At 66.3% G+C, this 16,554-nt stretch carries 14 protein-coding genes; 6 read left to right on the forward strand and 8 right to left on the reverse strand.

Features of this window, described 5'->3' with window-relative positions:
* Positions 1-11: 11 nt before the first annotated feature.
* The 5 genes from miaA to ACXI0U_RS20840 are packed head-to-tail and all read right to left on the reverse strand — an operon-like array spanning position 12 to position 6,270.
* Positions 12-986, reverse strand: coding sequence for a tRNA (adenosine(37)-N6)-dimethylallyltransferase MiaA (gene miaA, locus ACXI0U_RS20820; RefSeq protein WP_431483526.1), 975 nt, complete (start codon positions 984-986; stop codon positions 12-14).
* A gap of 1 nt (position 987) precedes the next feature.
* Complete coding sequence (gene mutL / locus ACXI0U_RS20825) at positions 988-2,874, reverse strand: DNA mismatch repair endonuclease MutL (RefSeq protein WP_431482793.1); 1,887 nt, start codon at positions 2,872-2,874, stop codon at positions 988-990.
* Positions 2,871-4,307: an N-acetylmuramoyl-L-alanine amidase gene (locus ACXI0U_RS20830; protein ID WP_184490534.1), complete on the reverse strand. Its 1,437-nt coding sequence runs from the start codon at positions 4,305-4,307 to the stop codon at positions 2,871-2,873. The genes mutL and ACXI0U_RS20830 overlap by 4 nt, the downstream gene beginning before the upstream one ends.
* Before the next feature lie 8 nt (positions 4,308-4,315).
* Positions 4,316-4,744: a tRNA (adenosine(37)-N6)-threonylcarbamoyltransferase complex ATPase subunit type 1 TsaE gene (gene tsaE, locus ACXI0U_RS20835; protein WP_021219746.1), complete on the reverse strand. Its 429-nt coding sequence runs from the start codon at positions 4,742-4,744 to the stop codon at positions 4,316-4,318.
* 26 nt (positions 4,745-4,770) lie between these two features.
* Positions 4,771-6,270, reverse strand: a complete 1,500-nt coding sequence (locus ACXI0U_RS20840) for an NAD(P)H-hydrate dehydratase (protein WP_431482794.1) — start codon at positions 6,268-6,270, stop codon at positions 4,771-4,773.
* 66 nt (positions 6,271-6,336) lie between these two features.
* Between ACXI0U_RS20840 and queG the strand changes: the two genes are divergently transcribed.
* The gene (gene queG, locus ACXI0U_RS20845; RefSeq protein ID WP_431482795.1) at positions 6,337-7,401 is read left to right on the forward strand and encodes a tRNA epoxyqueuosine(34) reductase QueG; all 1,065 of its coding nucleotides are present in this window, start codon (positions 6,337-6,339) and stop codon (positions 7,399-7,401) included.
* Between the two features lie 6 nt (positions 7,402-7,407).
* Here the strand turns inward: queG and orn are convergent, their stop codons facing one another.
* A complete protein-coding gene (gene orn, locus ACXI0U_RS20850) occupies positions 7,408-7,950 on the reverse strand; it encodes an oligoribonuclease (RefSeq protein ID WP_021219749.1) in 543 nt (180 codons plus the stop codon).
* A gap of 98 nt (positions 7,951-8,048) precedes the next feature.
* Between orn and rsgA the strand changes: the two genes are divergently transcribed.
* Positions 8,049-9,080, forward strand: coding sequence for a small ribosomal subunit biogenesis GTPase RsgA (gene rsgA / locus ACXI0U_RS20855; protein WP_374979110.1), 1,032 nt, complete (start codon positions 8,049-8,051; stop codon positions 9,078-9,080).
* Between the two features lie 63 nt (positions 9,081-9,143).
* Here rsgA and motB read toward each other — a convergent pair whose 3' ends face one another.
* Both motB and motA read right to left on the reverse strand, forming a co-directional pair.
* A complete protein-coding gene (gene motB, locus ACXI0U_RS20860) occupies positions 9,144-10,214 on the reverse strand; it encodes a flagellar motor protein MotB (RefSeq protein WP_431482796.1) in 1,071 nt (356 codons plus the stop codon).
* A 13-nt stretch (positions 10,215-10,227) separates the two neighbouring features.
* Positions 10,228-11,079 (reverse strand): flagellar motor stator protein MotA, encoded by an 852-nt coding sequence (gene motA / locus ACXI0U_RS20865; RefSeq protein ID WP_021219752.1) that lies wholly within the window; start codon positions 11,077-11,079, stop codon positions 10,228-10,230.
* Between the two features lie 127 nt (positions 11,080-11,206).
* Between motA and ACXI0U_RS20870 the strand changes: the two genes are divergently transcribed.
* From ACXI0U_RS20870 to ACXI0U_RS20885, 4 genes are all read left to right on the forward strand, one after another.
* Positions 11,207-12,718: an HDOD domain-containing protein gene (locus ACXI0U_RS20870; RefSeq protein WP_431482797.1), complete on the forward strand. Its 1,512-nt coding sequence runs from the start codon at positions 11,207-11,209 to the stop codon at positions 12,716-12,718.
* Between the two features lie 46 nt (positions 12,719-12,764).
* A complete protein-coding gene (gene rhdA / locus ACXI0U_RS20875; protein ID WP_021219754.1) occupies positions 12,765-13,580 on the forward strand; it encodes a thiosulfate sulfurtransferase in 816 nt (271 codons plus the stop codon).
* A 24-nt stretch (positions 13,581-13,604) separates the two neighbouring features.
* Entirely contained in the window at positions 13,605-14,468 is an 864-nt protein-coding gene (gene asd / locus ACXI0U_RS20880) for an archaetidylserine decarboxylase (RefSeq protein WP_021219755.1), read from the forward strand.
* A gap of 201 nt (positions 14,469-14,669) precedes the next feature.
* The gene (locus tag ACXI0U_RS20885) at positions 14,670-16,493 is read left to right on the forward strand and encodes a molecular chaperone (RefSeq protein ID WP_271659189.1); all 1,824 of its coding nucleotides are present in this window, start codon (positions 14,670-14,672) and stop codon (positions 16,491-16,493) included.
* Positions 16,494-16,554: the final 61 nt, after the last annotated feature.

Genomic DNA, 16,554 nt, shown 5'->3' on the forward strand with positions numbered 1-16,554 from the left:
CTGGTGAGGTCTCAGCCCAATATGGAGACCGACGCCAGGTATTTCAAGGTGCGCGGCAGATTGTCGCAAGCCAGGCTGTCCAGCCAATGTATATCAGCCCAACTACGTAACCAGGTGAACTGCCGCTTGGCCAATTGGCGCGTTGCAATGATGCCTCGCTCTTCCATTTCGGCCCGGGTCAGGTCGCCGTCCAGGTATTCCCATACCTGGCGATAACCGACAGCTCTTATAGACGGCAGTCCGGCGTGCAAGTCACGTCTTTCGCGCAGAGCTTCGACCTCTTCGACAAAGCCCTGTTCCAGCATCAGACGAAATCGTTGCGCGATTCGCGCGTGCAACACCTGGCGCTGCGTCGGAGCGATCGCCAAGTGGGCCACAGTATAAGGCAATTGCCCCCGGCCAGAGGGGCCCGAGTCGGGATTTTGCAACGCCTGTCGCTGACGATGTGCGGTCATCGTCATCCCACTCACCTGGTACACCTCCAGGGCGCGGGTAAGCCGCTGGGGGTCGTTCGGGTGGATGCGCGCGGCGGACTCCGGGTCCACCTCCGCCAACTCGCGATGCAACGCTTCCCAACCCTCACGCTCGGCGCGCGCCTCCAGCTCCGCGCGCACGGCCGGGTCGGCACTGGGCATGTCCGCCAGGCCTTCCAGCAGCGCCTTGTAATAGAGCATGGTGCCGCCGACCAGCAGGGGGATACGCCCCTTGGCGGTGATCTCGGCCATGGCGGCCAGCGCATCGCTGCGGAACTCGGCGGCAGAGTAGCTCTGCGCCGGGTCGCGGATATCGATCAAACGATGGGGAAATGCCTCAAGAATGGCCTTCTCGGGCTTGGCCGTACCGATGTCCATGCCGCGATAGACCAGCGCCGAGTCGACGCTGATGAGCTCGCAAGGCAGGTGGCGCGCCAGGCCCAGGGCAAGGTCGGTCTTGCCGGCGGCAGTGGGCCCCATCAGGAAGATGGCCGGTGGCAGGGGCTGCCCCATCTCAGCGGCCACGCAGGAAGAGCTTGTCCAGGTCATCCATGCCCAGCTGCGTCCAGGTGGGGCGGCCATGGTTGCACTGGCCGCTGCGCTCGGTGTGTTCCATGTCGCGCAGCAGGCCGTTCATTTCGGGCTGGGTAAGGCGGCGATTGGCCCGCACGGCGCCGTGACAAGCCATGGTGCCCAGCAGCTCGTTCAGGTGAGCCTGGATGCGGTCACTGGTGCCGTACTCCAGCAGATCGGAGAGCACGTCGCGCACCAGCTGGGTCGCTTCGGCCTGCTTGAGCAATGCGGGCGTCTGGCGGATGGCCAGGGTTTCAGGCCCAAGACGCTGCAGCTCGAAGCCCAGGCGCTGGAACCAGTTGCCATGCTCCTCGGCACAGTCGGCCTCACGCTGGCTCACGGCCAGCGATTCGGGCACCAGCAACGGCTGCCCCTTGAGCCCTTCGCTGGCCATGGCGACCTTCAGGCGCTCGTAGGTGATGCGCTCATGGGCCGCGTGCATGTCCACCAGCACCAGCCCCTGGGCGTTCTCGGCGAGGATGTAGATGCCCTTGAGCTGCGCCAGGGCATAGCCCAGCGGTGGGATGTCGCCCTGGCTGTCCGGCAATGCGGCAGCGGGCTGGCCCGTCATGGGCGCGAAATATTCACGGTAGGCGCCCTGGGCCTCGGCGGTGCCCAGCACCGGTGAGGGTCGTGGCGCCTGGTAGCCGGCCCCTGCGCCACCGAACGATGGCGTCCAGGCAGGCTGGCTGACCGGCTGTTCCAGAACGGTCGCGGCCAGGCTCATTTCACCCTGGGGGCCGAATTCACCCGCCTCGGCCCCGGTGGCACGGACCATCCCGCCCACAGCCGCGGGTGCAGACAGGTGATCTTCAGGCCGCACCTCGCCCAGCGCACGGTGCAACGTGCCGTAGAGGAAGTCATGGACCATGCGGCTTTCACGGAAGCGCACTTCATGCTTGGTCGGGTGCACGTTGACGTCCACCACGGCCGGGTCCACTTCCAGGAACAGCACGAAGGTCGGGTGACGACCGTTGTAGAGCACATCGCGGTAAGCCTGGCGCACCGCGTGCACCACCAGCTTGTCGCGCACCATGCGGCCATTCACGTAGAAGTACTGCAGGTCCGCCTGGCTGCGGGAGAAGGTCGGCAGGCCGACCCAGCCCCACAGGTGCAAACCGTTGCGCTCCACCTCGATCGGCAACGCCTGTTCGAGGAAGGCCGGGCCGCATACGCTGGCCACGCGCCGCGCGCGGGTGATCTCGTCCTTCGCTTCGTGCAGGGCGAAGACCGTCTTGTTGTTGTGCCGCAGGTGGAAGGCGACATCGAAGCGAGCCAGAGCCAGCCGCCGGATCACTTCCTGCAGATGGTCGAACTCGGTCTTCTCGGCACGCAGGAACTTGCGCCGCGCCGGGGTATTGAAGAACAGGTCGCGCACTTCCACCGAGGTGCCCACCGGGTGCGCCGCAGGCTGCACACGGGCTTCCATGTCACGCCCTTCGGTCTCCACCTGCCAGGCCTGTTCGGCATCGGCGGTGCGCGAGGTCATGGTCAACCGCGCCACGGAGCTGATGGACGCCAGCGCTTCACCACGGAAGCCCAAGCTCATCACCCGCTCGAGGTCTTCGAGGTCGCGGATCTTGCTGGTGGCGTGGCGTGCCAGGGCCAGCGGCAGATCATCGGCCGGAATGCCGCCGCCGTCGTCGCGTACCCGCAGCAGCTTGATGCCGCCCTGCTCGACCTCCACGTCGATGCGCCGGGCGCCCGCGTCGAGGCTGTTCTCCAGCAGTTCCTTGATCACCGAGGCCGGGCGCTCGACCACCTCGCCGGCGGCGATCTGGTTCGCCAGGCGTGGGCTCAATAGCTGGATGCGGCGCAGCTCACTCATGGCTGGGCAGCCAGGGCAGTGGCGGGAATGTCCAGGGTCTGGCCGACCTTGATGTTGTCGCTTTTCAGGCCGTTGGCGCTGCGCAGGGCCGCGAGGCTGACCTGGTAGCGCTGGGCGATCAACGCGAGGCTTTCGCCGGAGGTGACCAGATGCTCACGCGGGCCGGCGGCGATCTTGCCCTGGTCACGCTGAGAGGCGATGTAGGTGCCAGGCGGCGGGTTCTGCTGGAAGAACTGCTTGATCCCGCCCTGGATGGAGCGCGCCAGGGCCTGCTGGTGACCGGCACTGGCCAGCTTCTGCGATTCGTTGTGGTTGGAGATGAAGCCGGTTTCCACCAGGATCGACGGGATGTCCGGGGACTTCAGCACCATGAAGCCGGCCTGTTCGACGCGGCGCTTGTGCAGCGGCGTGACGCGGCTGATGTTGGTCAGCACCTTCTGCCCGACGTTGAGGCTGGAGGACAGCGACGCGGTCATCGACAGGTCCAGCAGCACCCCTGCGAGCATGCGGTCCTTGTCGTCCAGGCTGACGCTGCCGACGCCGCCGATCAGGTCGGAACGGTTTTCGTTGTCGGCCAGCCAGCGGGCGGTCTCCGAAGTGGCGCCACGGTCCGACAGGGCGAACACCGAGGCACCGAAGGCGCTGCGGCTGGGGGCGGCGTCGGCATGAATGGAAACGAACAGGTCCGCGCCCTTCTTGCGGGCGATCTCGGTGCGCTTGCGCAGCGGGATGAAGTAGTCGCCGGTCCGCACCAGCTCGGCCCGGAAGCCCTTCTCCTGGTTGATCTGGCGCTGCAACTCCTTGGCGATGGCCAGGGTCACGTCCTTCTCATGCTGCCCCTTGGGCCCGAGGGCACCCGGGTCCTCGCCGCCGTGGCCGGCGTCGATGGCGATGATGATGTCGCGGTTGCCACCGGGTACCGGCGGCAGCTTGTTGGTGGCGGGCTGGGTCGGTGACACCGGCGGCTGCGGCGTACTTGGCGCTACGGCGACCTGGGGTGTGGACGCTTCATTGGCAGCGGCTTCCTGGTCGAACAGGTCCACTACCAGGCGGTTGCCGTACTGCTGGTTCGGCGCCAGGGAGAAGCTCTTGGGTACGACGGCGGCGGATACGTCTATCACCACACGCAGCTCGGTGGGGCTGCGCTGGGCGGAGCGCACGCTGGTGATGGGTGTATTGCTCAGCGACAGTTGCTCCAACTTGGTGGCCAGCTGGGCGCCGCTGATGTCGATGACGATGCGATTAGGTGCTGCCAGCGTGAACACGCTGTGCTGCACGGGGCCAGACAGGTCGAACACCAGCCGGGTATTGTCAGGGGCGCGCCAAAGCCTAACGCCACGAACCTCCGCAGCGGCCAGGACATCAGCGGCAAACACCGCAAGCAGAACCCCAATCCCGGCAAACAGCGCGCGCGAGCGCATACCCCACCCCATTCTCTTGTTCATACTCCCGTGGCCAAGGCGGCGCACCAGGACTCGCCGCGCTCAGTATGCGGCGACAGATGCAGCGTACGGCCGCCTGCATGGGGGCTAATGGTAATGTCCATGTCGGCCTTTGGCAAAATGCCGGTGCCCCTCTGGGGCCACTCGATCAGGCACAGCGCATCGCCCTCGAAATAGTCGCGGATACCCAGGAATTCAAGCTCTTCCGGGTCGGCCAGGCGATACAGGTCGAAGTGGAACGCGCGCAACTCGCCGATCTCGTAGGGCTCCACCAGGGTGAAGGTGGGGCTCTTCACCGAACCGCCATGGCCCAGGCCACGCAGGATGCCGCGCGACAACGTAGTCTTGCCGGCCCCAAGGTCACCGTGCAGGTAGATGATGCCGCGGCCTCCGGTCGCCTGCGCCAGACGCGCGCCCAGCGCCAGCATGGCGTCTTCGCCGTCGGCAAAAAGATTCAACTCAGGCACGGCGAGCACTCCTCGAGCAGCTGACGAATGGTAGGAATCAGGTCACTGGCTGCCAGCCCACGCCCCTGGGCACCCAGCAGTTGGCCAGCGCTGGCATGCAGCCAGACGCCCAGACAGGCAGCCTCGAACGGCGCCATGCCCTGGGCCAGCAGGGCACCGATGACACCCGCGAGCACATCTCCCAGCCCGGCGCCGGCCATGGCGGGATGGCCGCGATCACAGAGCGCCAGGCGGCCATCGGCACCCGCGATCAGGCTGCCGGCGCCCTTCAACACCACGGTGGTGCGATAGCGACGGGCAAGCGCGAGGGCGGCGGCGGGACGATCCTTCTGGACTTCAGCAATGCTGGTACCCAGAAGCCGCGCGGCCTCCCCCGGGTGCGGCGTGATCACGCACCCCTCGGGCAAAACGACCCCACCCGCGGCCAGCAGATTGAGGGCATCGGCATCCCAGACCTGGGGTATCTCCTGTGCAGTCACGGCGCTCAGCAGGCTGCGCCCCCAGGCGCCCTGGCCGAGCCCGGGGCCGACCACCAATACGCTGGACGCAGCCGCCAGGCCACGCAGTTGGTTGGCGGACGCAACCCCCACGCTCATCACCTCGGGCATGCGCGACAGTGCCGCGCCAACGTGCTCGCCCCGGGTGGCCAGCGACACCATGCCGGCCCCGCTGCGCAGCGCGCTTTCGGCGCTGAGCAAGGCCGCACCACCGGTGCCCAGGTCACCGCCCACCACCAGCAGGCGGCCGTAGCGCCCCTTATGAGCAGTCGCCGGGCGCGAGGCCAGGAGGTCGAGCCCATCGACGGCCAGGCGCCGGGCGACGAACAGCTGGCTGGCGACGATCGCTTCGTCCGCCTGCAGGCCGTCGAAAACCAGTTCGCCGACCCGATCGGGTGCAGCGCCGGTAAACAGGCCCAGCTTGAGGCCAATGAAGGTCACGGTGAGGTCGGCGCGCACTGCAACGCCAAGCACGCGGCCAGTATCGGCGCAGAGGCCGGAAGGGACATCCACCGCGAGCACCGGCAGGTGGCTGGCATTGATGCAATGGATGGCCTCGGCATAAGGCTCGCGAACCTCACCGACGAGTCCGGTTCCCAGCAACGCATCGACCACGACGCCCTGCAGGTCTGCCGTCTCGTTCCACGACAGGATGGGCACACCGGCGCTCAGCGCCTCATCCCGCGCCAGCGCAGCGTCCCCTTCGAGAGCAGTGGCATCACCCACGGCCAGCACCTGGGCGCGCCACCCCGCGCGCAGGGCCAGCGCAGCGATCAGGTAGCCATCCCCGGCGTTGTTGCCACGGCCAGCTAGAACCGTCAGCTCAGCCACATTCGGCCAGCGACGACGCAGGGCGCGCCAGGTGGCGTGGGCGGCACGCTGCATCAACTCGAACCCCGGCGTACCGGCGGCGATCAGGCGTGCATCCAGCTCGCGTACCTGGGCAGATGAATAGAGGACGAGCGGCAGGTCATCGATTGGGTCGGGCATGCGATTCGGCGTTCAGGGCTAGGTCTGGCAGAATTATACGCACCTCGATTGCGGTTTCCCTCCAGCATGCCCCTATCTCCCGAACAACTCACCGACCTCGCGCAGTCCATCAAGGACTGGGGACGCGAGCTCGGTTTCCAGCAAGTGGGCATCACCGGGGTGGAGCTGGGCGAGCACGGGGCGCACCTGCAGCGCTGGCTGGACGCGGGCTACCAGGGCGAGATGGATTACATGGCCGCCCACGGCAGCAAGCGCTCCCACCCGGACGAGCTGGTCCCCGGCACGCTGCGGGTGGTCTCTCTGCGCATGGACTATTTGCCCGGCGACACGCGCATGGCGCAGGTACTGGGGCAGCCGGAGAAGGCCTACGTCTCGCGCTACGCACTGGGCCGCGACTACCACAAGCTGATCCGCAAGCGCCTGCAGCAACTGGCCGAGCGGGTCCAGCAGGCCATCGGCCCCTTCGGCTATCGCGCCTTCGTCGACAGCGCGCCGGTACTGGAGAAGGCCATCGCCGAACAGGCGGGCCTCGGCTGGATCGGCAAGAACACCCTGGTGCTCAACCGCAAGGCCGGCAGCTACTTCTTTCTTGGCGAACTGTTCGTCGACATGCCGCTGCCGGTGGATGCACCCCACGGCAGCGAACATTGCGGCCGCTGCTCGGCGTGCATGGACATCTGCCCCACCGCCGCCTTCGTCGCGCCCTATCAACTGGACGCGCGGCGCTGCATCTCCTACCTGACCATCGAGCTCAAGGGCTCGATCCCGGAAGAGCTGCGCCCGCTGATCGGTAATCGCGTATTCGGCTGCGACGATTGCCAGATGGTTTGCCCCTGGAACCGCTTCGCCCGCCCCACCGACCAGGGCGACTTCCAGCCCCGCCACGGCCTGGACAATGCGGCCCTGGCGGAGCTGTTCACCTGGAACGAGGAGGAGTTCCTCACCCGTACCGAAGGCTCGCCGCTACGCCGCGCCGGCTACGAACGCTGGCTGCGCAACCTGGCGGTCGGCCTGGGCAACGCCCCCTCGACCATCCCGGTGCTGGAGGCCCTGCGCGCCCGGCGCGAGCACCCCTCGGAACTGGTGCGCGAACACGTGGAGTGGGCCCTCGCCCGACACCAGGCCGCCTGAAACGGCTCAGACCTTGATGAAGTGCTCGCGGTAGTGGCGCAGCTCGGCGATGGAGTCGCGGATGTCGTCCAGGGCCAGGTGGGTGCTGCTTTTCTTGAAGCCGTCACGCACATGGGGCGCCCAGCGCGCGGCCAGCTCCTTGAGGGTGGAGACGTCCAGGTTGCGGTAGTGGAAGTAGCCTTCCAGCTTGGGCATATGGCGATAGAGGAAGCGGCGGTCCTGGCAGATGCTGTTGCCGCAAATCGGCGACTTGCCCTTGGGCACCCACTGCTCCAGGAAGGCCAGGGTCTGCGCCTCGGCCTCGGCGGCGCTGATGCGGCTCTCGCGCACGCGCTGGGTCAGGCCGCTCTGGCCATGCTGGCGGGTGTTCCACTCGTCCATGCCGGCAAGAATCTCGTCGCTCTGGTGCACGGCGATGGTCGGGCCTTCGGCGAGCACGTTGAGATCACTGTCGGTGACGATGGTGGCCATTTCGATGATGACGTCGTTATCGGGATCGAGACCGGTCATTTCCAGGTCGATCCAGATCAGGTTCTGTGCGTTCTGCATGTTCGCTCTCCAAGGCAAGGCGCGCATTCTAGCTTAGAGCCCGGTGCGCCGGGCTGCCCGTGCTAAACTCGCCGCCGTTTTCAATCAGTGGAAGTTCCATGGCCAAACGCCACCTCAGCCGCCGGCAAAGCTGGCGCATCGAGAAGATCCAGGAAGAGCGCGCCGCCCGTGCGGCCAAGCGCGAATCACGCGCGCTCGACGAGCTGGAAGGCGGCGATCTCGGCCCCGAACAGACCGGCCTGGTGATCGCCCACTTCGGCGTGCAGGTCGAGGTCGAGGCGCTGGAAGGCGAGATCGCCGGCCAGGTATTCCGCTGCCACCTGCGCGCCAACCTGCCAGCGCTGGTTACCGGCGATCGCGTGGTCTGGCGCTCGGGCAACCAGAGCAGCGGCGTGATCGTCGCGCAATTGCCGCGCACCAGCGAGCTGTGCCGGCCGGACATGCGCGGCCTGCTCAAGCCGGTGGCGGCCAACGTCGATCTGATCGTCATCGTCTTCGCTCCCCTGCCCCACCCGCACGCCAACCTCATCGACCGCTACCTGGTAGCCGCCGAGCATGCCGGCATCCAGCCGCTGCTGCTGCTGAACAAGGCCGACCTGGTGGACGATGACAACAGCGCGATGCTCGACTCGCTGCTGGGCGTCTATCGGCAGCTCGACTATCCGCTGCTGGAAGTCTCGGCACACGGCGGCGGTGGCATGGAAGATCTGCAGACACGCCTCGACGGCCACGTCAGCGTGTTCGTCGGCCAGTCCGGCGTCGGTAAATCCTCCCTGGTCAACAGCCTGTTGCCCGGTGTCGACACCCGCGTCGGCCCGCTCTCGGAGCTGACCGGCAAGGGCACCCACACCACCACCACCGCGCGACTGTTCCATTTCCCCGGTGGCGGCGAGCTGATCGACTCCCCCGGCATCCGCGAATTCGGCCTGGGCCACGTCAGCCGCCACGATGTGGAAGCCGGCTTTATCGAGTTCCGCGACCTGCTCGGCACCTGCCGCTTCCGCGACTGCAAGCACGACCGCGAGCCCGGCTGCGCCCTGCTCAAGGCGCTGGAGGACGGCCGCGTGCAGCCCCAGCGCATGTCGAGCTACCGGCACATCCTCGAAAGCCTGCCGGAACCCGAGTACTGACAGGCGCCGAAAACGAAAAGGCCACGCAATCGCGTGGCCTTTTTCATTCAGGGTGGCTGCCGGTCAGGGCTGATTGTTCTCGTCCATCTTCAGCACGCCGTCCTCGAAGATGTTCAGCTTCTGCTGCAGTTCCTGGGGTTGCAGCGGCGCGGCGACGCCCGGCGGCGTGGCCTGGGTTCCCGAAGTCGCACCCGGGATGGCGGGCTGAGTGCCGCTGGCAGGCGTAGCCGGCGGCGTACCCTCTTCAGCGGGTGCGTTCTGGTCGCCATGGGAGCCTTCGATATCGCGCTGGGCCTTCTTGGTCAGCACGATGATGTCGATACGCCGGTTGACCGGGTTGAAGGGGTCCTCGCGGTCGAACAGCGCCGAGGAGGCGTAGCCCACCACCCGTGCGACCTGATCATCGGGGTACCCGCCCGCCACCAGTGTCCGACGGGCAGCGTTGGCGCGGCCGGCGGAAAGCTCCCAGTTGCCGAACTCGCCGACCCCGGCGAAGGGCTTGGCATCGGTGTGGCCGCTGATGCTGATCTTGTTCGGCACGGCCTTGATGGTCTCGGCCATGATCAGCAGGATGTCTTCGAAATAGGGCTGCAGGCGCGCGCTGCCGAGGTCGAACATGGGCCTGTTGGCGGCGTCCATGATCTGGATGCGCAAACCATCCTGGGTGATCTCGAAGAGGATCTGATCCTTGAATTTGCGCAGCTCGGGGTTCTCGTCGACCTTGTTCTGCAGCTCCTGCAGCAGCATCTCGAGGCGTTCCTTCTCGATCTGGTCGGCCAGGGTTTCCACCTGCTTGGCGTCCACCTGCTTGTTGGTCGAGTCGATCGCCGCCTCCTGGGCGTCAGGGGCGTCCTTCAGCTCGGGGTTGAGCGTACGGTCCGGCGCCGGCGTCGGCGTACCGCCGAGGTCGATCACATAAGGGCTGGCGCTTTCGGTGAAACCGATGGGGTCCTGGAAGTAACCAGAAATCGCCTTCTTCTGCTCGGGCGTGGCCGAGGACATCAGCCAGAGCACCAGAAAGAACGCCATCATCGCGGTGGCGAAGTCGGCGAAGGCGATCTTCCAGGCACCGCCATGGTGCCCAGCGGCGATCTTCTTGACCCGCTTGACGATGATCGGCTGGTTGTTATCCATGGTTCAGCCCCGGTCAGCTACCGCGAACGGCCTGCTCGAGCTCGCTGAAGCTCGGGCGATGTGCGGGGTATAGAACCTTGCGCCCGAACTCCACCGCCAGCGACGGAGGCATCCCGGACGCCGAGGCAACCAGGCAAGCCTTGATGGCTTCGTAGACGTTGAGCTCTTCCTTCGCGTCGTGCTCCAGGCAGACGGCCAAGGGGCCGAAGAAACCGTAGGCCGCGAGAATACCGAGGAAGGTACCCACCAGGGCCGCACCCACGTGCTGGCCCAGCGCAGACTGCTCGACCTGGCCGAGCAGCGCCATGGTCACCACGATACCCAGTACCGCCGCAACGATACCGAAGCCCGGCAGGCCATCGGCGATGCGGGTAACGGCGTGGGAGGGGTGTTCGAGGTCTTCCTTCAGGCTGTTCAGTTCCATGTCGAACAAACCTTCGAGTTCGTGGGGCGCCATGTTGCCGGAAGACATGATGCGCAAATAGTCGCTGATGTACGCGACCATCCCGGCATCCTTGAGGATGCCCGGGTACTTACTGAAGATCGGGCTGGCGGCCGGGTCTTCGATATCGGCCTCGATGGCCATCATCCCTTCGCGGCGGCTCTTGTTGAGAATCTCGTAGAGCAGGCGCAGCACTTCCAGATAGAAGGCATGGGTGAAGCGCGAGCCGAACATCTTCAGCGACTTTTTCAGCACATGCATGAAGGTGCTGCCCGGGTTGGCCTGGAGGAAGGCCCCGAGCGCCGCGCCACCGATGATCAACACCTCGAAAGGCTGTATCAGGGCACCGATCTTACCGTGGGAAAGGACATATCCGCCGAGAACGGTGGCGAATACGACGATGATGCCGATTATTTTTGCCATAAAGTGAGACTTGAAGGGTCAGTAATAGGGTTATGAAAACAACCCTTCTAATTATCGGAACTTATGCGCCAGACTATAGCCAGTTAAGGCGAAAAGCCAGTTTGGCTCAAACCTCATGAAGACGCAGATGCCCCCACCCAGCAGCCTCGACGCCTGGATCAAACAACTCGACGGCGTCCGCCTCCCGATTCCGGCGGAAAGCCATGAACGGGTGCGCCGCGCCCTGGGCGACAGCCGCCGTTCGATGCGCGAGATCGCTGACCTGATTCAGGATAGTCCCGGCCTGGCACTGAGCATCATGCGTGAGGCCAACCGCACCGGTTCCTCCCTCGACAGCCCGGCGGAAAGCCTGGAAGTGGCCCTCACGCGCCTCGGTCTGAAGCGATCAGAAGAGCTGCTCAACCGCCTGCCAGCCGTCAACGAAACCGATATCCCCCTGGCACTGCGCCAACTGCAACTGATCAGCCAGCACGCGTCGCAACAGGCCAGCGGCCTGTTCGCCGCCCGCCTGGCGCGCCTGTGGCAGGAAATCCACTGGAACAGCCTGCTGTTCCTGTCCCCGCTCTGGCCGTTGCTGGCCCTGCACCCGCAGCTGTTCGCCGCCTGGGAAACCCGCGTCATCGTCCGTGGCGAGCCGGCGCGCAAGGTGGAACTCGAACTGCTCGGCGTACCACTGCTGCGCCTGTGCCAGGCCCTGGCCGAACACTGGAAGCTGCCGGACTGGATCACCTACGGCTACCGCCTGCTCAACGCCGACCGGCGCATGCTGGTGAAGGCCCTGCACATCGCCCGTGACAACGAGCACCCCCTGCATCAGCAGCAGATGCTCGATGCCGACCCGGCCCTGCGCCGCTGGCTCACCCAGCCGGGCAACACGGTATTGCTGGCCAACGGGCTGGCGTTGTCCGCCCACGACTCCTGGGCCTGCGACCACAGCCTGCGCTGGCAGCGCCTCACCGGCCTCTACATGCAACTGCCGCTGACCGAGCTGCAGCAGCTCATCCACCAGCACGCTGCCGACAGCGCCCGCAAGCACGCGCGCAGTGACCTCTGGCACCCGGCCCAGGCGTTGATCTGGCCCTGGGATTGCAGCCGCTGGCCGACCGAGAAAGTGAAGCCGACCCCGCCCCCCGCCGCCGCACTCAGCGAATGGCGCCAGCATTGTGGTCAGTTGCTGAAGGAGCCCAGCCCCTTCGCCAACATCGTCCAGCTTACCGGCTGTGCCCGCGACGCCCTCACGGCCTGCGGCATGCGCCGCTGCCTGATCCTGCTCACCGATCGCACCCAGAGCCGGCTGGCGGTGCAGCAAAGCGCCGGGCTGCCCAGGGAAGCCGCCGGCCTGCAACTGGACCCGACCCAGAGCCAGGTGCTGCGCCGCCTGCTCGCGCAACCCGGCCAGCTGCGCCTGACGCCGGAGAACGCCGCCCAGTACTCCGCACTGATACCTGGCAACCTCAAGGCACTGTTCCCGGCCGACCACGTGCTGCTGCGCTCCATCCCTGCCAACGGTCGTGTCGCCCTGCTGCTGATCGCCGACCAGGGCGGCCAGTCCTTCGCCGATGTCAGCCTCCAGGCCTTCGGAAAGACCGTGCAATGCATCGAGCGCGCCCTGGCCAGCTTTGCCACGCGCGGGCGCTGACCTTTCCGCTACAATCCGCCTCTTTCATTCTCTTCCGGAGTGTTCAATGTCCGCCTTTTCCGGCCTGCCACTGGTGATCGAACCGGCCGACCTGGCAGCTCGACTCGATGCGCCCGACCTGATCCTGGTGGACCTGACCAGCGCCGCGCGCTACGCCGAAGGCCACATTCCCGGCGCCCGCTTCGTCGACCCCAAACGCACCCAGCTCGGCCAGGCCCCGGCCCCCGGCCTGCTGCCCGCCAAGGCGGACCTCGAAACCCTGTTCGGCGAACTAGGCCAGCGCAGCGACGCCACCTATGTGGTCTATGACGACGAGGGCGGTGGCTGGGCCGGGCGCTTCATCTGGCTGCTGGATGTGATCGGCCACGGCCGCTACCACTACCTGAACGGCGGCCTGCACGCCTGGCTGGCCGATGGCCGCGCCACCTCGACCGAAACTCCGGCCCCGGCCGGCGGCCCGCTGCCGCTGGTGATCCACGACGAGCCCACCGCCACCCGCGAGTACCTGCAGAGTCGCCTCGGTGCCGCCGACCTGGCCATCTGGGACGCACGCGGCCCCGGCGAATACGCCGGCACCAAGGTGCTGGCGGCCAAGGGTGGACACATCCCCGGCGCGGTGAACTTCGAATGGACCGCCGGCATGGACCCTCAGCGCGCATTGCGCATCCGTGAAGACATCGCCGAGATCCTGCAATCGCTCGGTATCACCCCGGACAAGGAAATCGTCACCCACTGCCAGACCCACCACCGCTCCGGCTTCACCTACCTGGTGGCCAAGGCGCTGGGCTACCCCCGCGTCAAGGGCTACGCCGGCTCCTGGTCGGAGTGGGGCAACCACCCGGATACCCCTGTCGAGGCCTGAGCCTCCGGTAAACAAGGAACACCCATGAAAGAACGCCTGTTCATCATCAGCCAATACCTGCTGCCCCATCACCTGCTCTCGCGCCTGGCCGGCTGCGTGGCGGAGTGCCGCGTGCGCTGGTTCAAGAACGCCTTCACCGCCTGGTTCGCCCGCCGCTACCAGGTGAACATGAGCGAAGCCCTGGTCGAAGACCTCACCGCCTACGAGCACTTCAACGCCTTCTTCACCCGCGCCCTGAAAGAGGGCGCGCGCCCGCTCGACCCGACGCCCGGCGCCATCCTCTGCCCGGCCGACGGTGCGGTCAGCCAGCTCGGCCCCATCGAGCACGGCCGTATCTTCCAGGCCAAGGGCCACAGCTTCAGCGTGCTGGAGTTGTTGGGCGGTGACGCCGAGCGCGCCGCGCCCTTCATGGGCGGTGACTTCGCCACCATCTACCTGTCGCCCCGCGACTACCACCGTGTGCACGCCCCCCTGGGCGGCACCCTGCGTGAAATGGTCTACGTGCCCGGCCGCCTGTTCTCGGTGAACCAGAGCACCGCCGAGAACGTGCCCGAACTCTTCGCCCGCAACGAACGCGTGGTCTGCCTGTTCGACACCGAACGTGGCCCGATGGCCGTGGTGCTGGTGGGTGCGATGATCGTCGCCTCCATCGAGACCGTCTGGGCTGGCCTGGTAACGCCCCCCAAGCGCGAGCTGAAGACCTTCCGCTACGACGAAGCCGCACGTGCGCCGATCAGCCTGGAGAAGGGCGCCGAGCTGGGCCGCTTCAAGCTGGGCTCCACCGCCATCGTGCTCTTCGGCCCGCAGCAGATCCGCTGGGCCGAAGGCCTCGCCGCCGGCAGCGCGGTGAGCATGGGCGAACTGCTGGCACAGCCCGCGCAGGCCTGATAAACCGGGCGGGCCGGGTTGAACGCAAGGCTGCGACCGAATGTCCAACCTTGCAGTGCAGCCGCCCGGCTCGCCGTCCATTCCGTAGCAGCACTTTGCCATACCAACCCCGCGATGGGCTGCGGGCCGCAAGGGATGCTGCTAGAGTGCGAGTGAAATTTCCGCACGTCTTGCCCGCTGCAGTTGGAGTATTCGAGCTACATGGACAAACAGAGTCCCCACCTGTTATTGCGTGTTCCTACTCCGAACAAGCAGAGCCTGTCCTTCTGCGATGCCTCCCCGCGTGATCTGAAACGCTGGATTTCCGGACTGCCCAAGGCCAACCTCGGCGAGACCGCGCGCCAGCTCTACCAGGCCCTCGTGGAGCTCAACCAGCTCGTCACCGCCAGTGAAAACCGCCTGCAGTTGCTCGAACTGCTGCGCCCCGAGGTCTACTACGTCTGCCAGCACCTGGAGCGTCACTTCCTCAACCAGGCCATCGTCCTCGACGAGCGACCGCGCAAGGTCGCCAACCTCTGCCAGGCCCTGCAGAACCACCTTGCCATCGGCTACAAGCAGATCGTTGCCCAGGAATCGTCGCGCCAGTCCAAGGAAGGCGCGCAACTGCTGACCATCGCCCTGCAGCGGGCCATGCACAGCCTCAACGGTGCACTGATCCGCGCCAGCCAGCTCTACTGCCCCGTGCCCGAAGGCCTGTGGCTGGAGCTGCATCAGCTCTACCAGATTGCCGTCTCCCGCCAAGTCCAGCGCGCCATCATCCGCGACAACCTAGCCCGTCACACCGAAGGCCTGAGCGTCGAGCAGACCTACCTCGTGGCCCTGCTGCTGGGCTGCTCGCGCTGCAACCAGATGCGCCAGAACAACATCGCCCGCCTTGCCGAGGTGCTCGAACCCTGGAGCGGGCTGGTGCGTCTGCAACGCGGCAACGAGCCGACCACGCTGTTCGCCGTCGCCACCCAGGTGGACGGCCCGCCGCGCTACAAGTCGCTGTTCCAGGACAGCGAGCTGCCCAACCTGCTGGGCATCGACCCGCTGCCGCTGGTGGACGCGATCAAGGAATACCTGCTGCTGCCCAACGAAAGCCGTGACAAGGCGCGCCTGCAGGTTCCCGAAGGCATCACCCTGGATCTGCTGCAGCACCTGAGCTCCGCGTGGGGCGACATTTCCGAGCGCACCTTCCAGCGCAACCCGGGCCGCGGCACCCTGACCCTGTGCATCGGCATGAGCGCCCTGCACTTCTTCATCTCCGGCAGCAAGCCGTTCAGCGAAATCCTCAAGCTCCCGGTCGAAGTCGGCCAGGCCGTGTTCAAGCCGATCAACAAGGACGAGGGCGATATCTGGGGCAACGCCTTCGACGCCCAACCCAACCAGAACTGGGAAGCCGGCCTGCCCTACGAAGAGATCCAGTACAGCAAGCCCGTGGTCAGCGGCGACACCTCGCCGCAGCACGCCGCCGCAGCCCCCAGCGCAGAGAGCTACCCGACCTTCGCCCTGACCATCGTCAACCACAGCCCGGGCGGTTACTGCCTGAGCTGGCCCAAGGAAGTCCCCAGCCAGCTGCAGGCCGGCGAGCTCCTGGGTGTGCAGGACGCCCCCGGCCAGGGCTGGAGCGTTGCCGTGGTGCGCTGGATCCGCCAGGTCCGCGGTGGCGGCACGCAGATGGGTATCGAACTGATCGCCCCCCACGCCCAGGCCTGCGGCCTGCAGCTGTTGCGCAAGGCCGACCAGCACAGCCATTACCTGCGCGCCCTGCTGCTGCCGGAAATCAGCGCCATCTCGCGCCCGGCCACCCTGATCACCCCGCGCCTGCCCTTCCAGGAGGGCAACAAGGTACAGATCAACATTCAGGGCAAGGAGCGTCGCGCGGTACTCACCAGCCGTCAGACCACCACCGGCAGTTTCAACCAGTTCGAATACCGCGCCTTCGAGCAGGAAAGCGAGAATCCCGGGAAGCCCGTCACAGCTTCCAGCGAGCAAAGCGCTGCGGGGGAGGAAGATTTTGACTCCCTCTGGAAGTCGCTGTAGATTCCCGTGCCATCACCATTTGTCGCCTATTAGCGCCCGTTCGGCGCGGTCTAAGCACACG

Source organism: Pseudomonas sp. C9D1 (genome assembly GCF_056491235.1).